Origin of the sequence: Mesorhizobium sp. M7A.F.Ca.US.005.03.2.1, assembly GCF_003997795.1 — a bacterium.
GTDB classification, from domain to species: domain Bacteria; phylum Pseudomonadota; class Alphaproteobacteria; order Rhizobiales; family Rhizobiaceae; genus Mesorhizobium; species Mesorhizobium ciceri.
This window is the reverse complement of the sequence record NZ_RZRP01000823.1, coordinates 1-2783: the sequence shown is the minus strand read 5'-3', so window position 1 is coordinate 2783 and position 2783 is coordinate 1. Positions and strand designations below refer to the sequence as shown.

Genomic DNA, 2783 nt, shown 5'->3' with positions numbered 1-2783 from the left:
GCGAGGGCGTCGGTCTGCTCGATATCACTGCCTTCTCACGCTACGAAATCGCCGGGCCGCAGGCGGAAGCTTGGCTCGACCGGCTGCTTGCCTGTGCGCTGCCCAATCCGGGTCGCGCCAAGCTCGCGGCTATGCTCGGCGAAAACGGCAAGCTCAAGGGCGACCTCACCGTCTTCAACTGGGGCGATGGCTCCTGGTGGATCATGGGATCCTACTATCTGCGGCAGTGGCATATGCGCTGGTTCGAGCAGCATATGAGCGACGGCGTCACCGTCCGCGACATTTCAGACGCGGTCGTCGGTTTCTCGCTGGCTGGTCCCAATGCGCGAATGCTGCTTGAGCGCCTCACACATCAGGACGTTTCGCACGAGGCCTTTGGCTTTCTAGCCTGCAAGACATTGGATGTCGGGCTGGTGCGGGCCAAAGTCGGGCGGCTCTCGGTCATCGGCGAACTCGGCTACGAGATCCATTGCCAGGCCAATGAGCACGCAGGCCTGCGCCGCGCGCTGCTTGCCGCAGGCAGCGATCTGGGCGTCACCGAATACGGCTTCGGCGCGGTCAATTCGCTGCGGCTCGAAAAGAGCTTTGGTATCTGGTCGCGCGAGTTCACGCAGGACTATACGCCCGATGAGACCGGGATGGACCGCTGGATCGCTTTCGACAAGGGCGATTTCATCGGCCGCGAGGCGGCCCGGAAGGAGCCGAAGGCTTCATCGAGGCGCACGCTGGTGACGCTCGAAATCGACGCGGTGGACGCCGATGCCAGCGGTTACGAGCCGGTCTGGTATAGAGGCAAGCTTGCTGGCTTCGTCACCTCGGGCGGCTACGGCCATACGGTCGGCAAGAGCCTCGCCATGGCGCTGGTCGAGCGCGAGGTGGCTGATATCGATACGCAGTTGACAACCCACATCGTCGGCGTCGAAAGAGGTGCGCGCGTCATCGCCTCGTCGCCATACGATCCACTGGGCAAGGCGATGCGGGCATGACCGATCGAACCGGTGACGTCAGTGCGGAAGACCATGCGATGATCCACGTTTCTTTCCGAAAATCAGGCCTGTCCGGCACGTCATGACCACACGCTATTCCGCCTTTTCGCTGTTCAAGGAGGGCCTGGCCGGCCAAACCGGCTGGCAACCGGCGTGGCGCTCGCCCGAGCCGAAACTGTCCTATGATGCGATCGTCATCGGTGGCGGCGGCCATGGGCTGGCAACGGCCTATTACCTGGCCAAGAACCACAACATCACCAGCGTAGCGGTGCTGGAAAAAGGCTGGATCGGCGGCGGCAACACCGGCCGCAACACCACCGTGGTGCGCTCCAACTACTATTATCCGGAGAGCATCGAGCTCTACGGGCTGGCGCACCGGCTCTATGAGGGATTGTCGAAAGAGCTCAACTACAACGTCATGCTGTCGCAACGCGGCATGGTCAATCTCTGCCACTCGACCGGCGAGATGGAGATCGGCGCCCGCACCGTCAACGCCATGCAGATCAACGGCATCGATGCGGAGCTGTTTTCGCCTGACGATGTGCGCCGGGTGGCGCCGATCTACAATTTTTCACCGGACGCACGCTTCCCGGTGTTCGGCGGTATCTGGCAAGGCAGGGCCGGAACGGCACGCCATGATGCGGTCGCCTGGGGCTATGCGCGGGCCGCAAGCCGACTCGGCGTCGACATCATCCAGAACTGCGAGATCACCGATTTCATCATCGAGGGCGGCCGCTGCCGTGGCGTCCAGACCTCGCGTGGCGCGATCCGTGCCGAGCGTATCGGCATGGCGGTGGCCGGGCATTCTTCGGTGCTGGCGGCCAAGGCCGGCTTCCGCCTGCCGATCAATTCCTATGCGCTGCAGGCCTGCGTGTCCGAACCGGTCAAGCCGATCCTCGACACGGTGGTGCTGTCGCCCGGCTGCGGCGTCTATGTCAGCCAGTCGGACAAGGGCGAGATCGTCATCGGCGGCGGGCTCGACCGCATCCCCTCCTACGCGCAGCGCGGCAATCTGCCGACGCTGGAGGGGGTGATCGCCGGCCTTTTGGAGATGTTCCCGATCTTCGGCCAGCTCAAGCTGATGCGGCAATGGGCTGGGATCGTCGATGTCGTGCCGGACTCCTCGCCGATCATCGGCCCCTCGCCGCTGCCCGGCCTGTTCCTCAATTGCGGCTGGGGCACGGGCGGCTTCAAGGCCATTCCCGCAGGCGGCACGCTGCTGGCGAACCTGCTGGCGACTGGCGAACACAACCACATCAGCCGTCCGTTCGACCTTGATCGCTTCGCCAGCGGGCGGCTGATCGACGAAGCGGCCGGCTCCGGCATCGCACACTGATGCATGTCGCCCAAAAGTACGCAGCGGTTTTGGGAGAACGACATGCATAAAGACGAAGATTGAGGATTTTATGCAGCTTTTCCCTTGCCCATTCTGCGGCCCGCGCGACGAAACCGAATTCCACTATGGCGGCGATGCCGGAAATGCGCGGCCGGATGGCGCCGATGTGCCGATCGATCGCTGGGCTGATTACCTCTATCTGCGCACCAATCCGAAAGGCACGGCGCGCGAAATCTGGGTTCACATGAACTGCGGCGAGTTCTTCGTCATGGAGCGCGACACCGTCACCCACAAGGTGCTGTCCTCGGCCGCACTCGGCGGGGAGCACGTCGCGTGACCGCCTCACGTCTTGCCACCGGCGGCAGCGCCATCGACCGCTCGCGCCCGATCCGCTTCAGCTTCGACGGAACCATCGTGCAAGGCTTTGCCGGTGACACCATCGCCTCGGCGCTGCTGGCGGG

The 2783-nt window shown here is 63.8% G+C and carries 4 protein-coding genes; all 4 read left to right on the top strand.

Annotation, left to right across the window (positions count from 1 at the left end; all coding sequences use genetic code 11):
* On the top strand, positions 1 to 986 hold a 986-nt coding region (locus EN991_RS30945; RefSeq protein WP_164769487.1), incomplete at its 5' end, for an aminomethyltransferase family protein.
* An 82-nt stretch (positions 987 to 1068) separates the two neighbouring features.
* Positions 1069 to 2322, top strand: coding sequence for a sarcosine oxidase subunit beta (locus EN991_RS30940; protein ID WP_127370177.1), 1254 nt, complete (start codon positions 1069 to 1071; stop codon positions 2320 to 2322).
* A gap of 70 nt (positions 2323 to 2392) precedes the next feature.
* Positions 2393 to 2659, top strand: a complete 267-nt coding sequence (locus tag EN991_RS30935) for a sarcosine oxidase subunit delta (RefSeq protein ID WP_013528149.1) — start codon at positions 2393 to 2395, stop codon at positions 2657 to 2659.
* Positions 2656 to 2783 (top strand): 2Fe-2S iron-sulfur cluster-binding protein (locus tag EN991_RS41710; protein WP_281058825.1); only part of this gene is annotated, 128 nt, incomplete at its 3' end. The genes EN991_RS30935 and EN991_RS41710, both read left to right, overlap by 4 nt.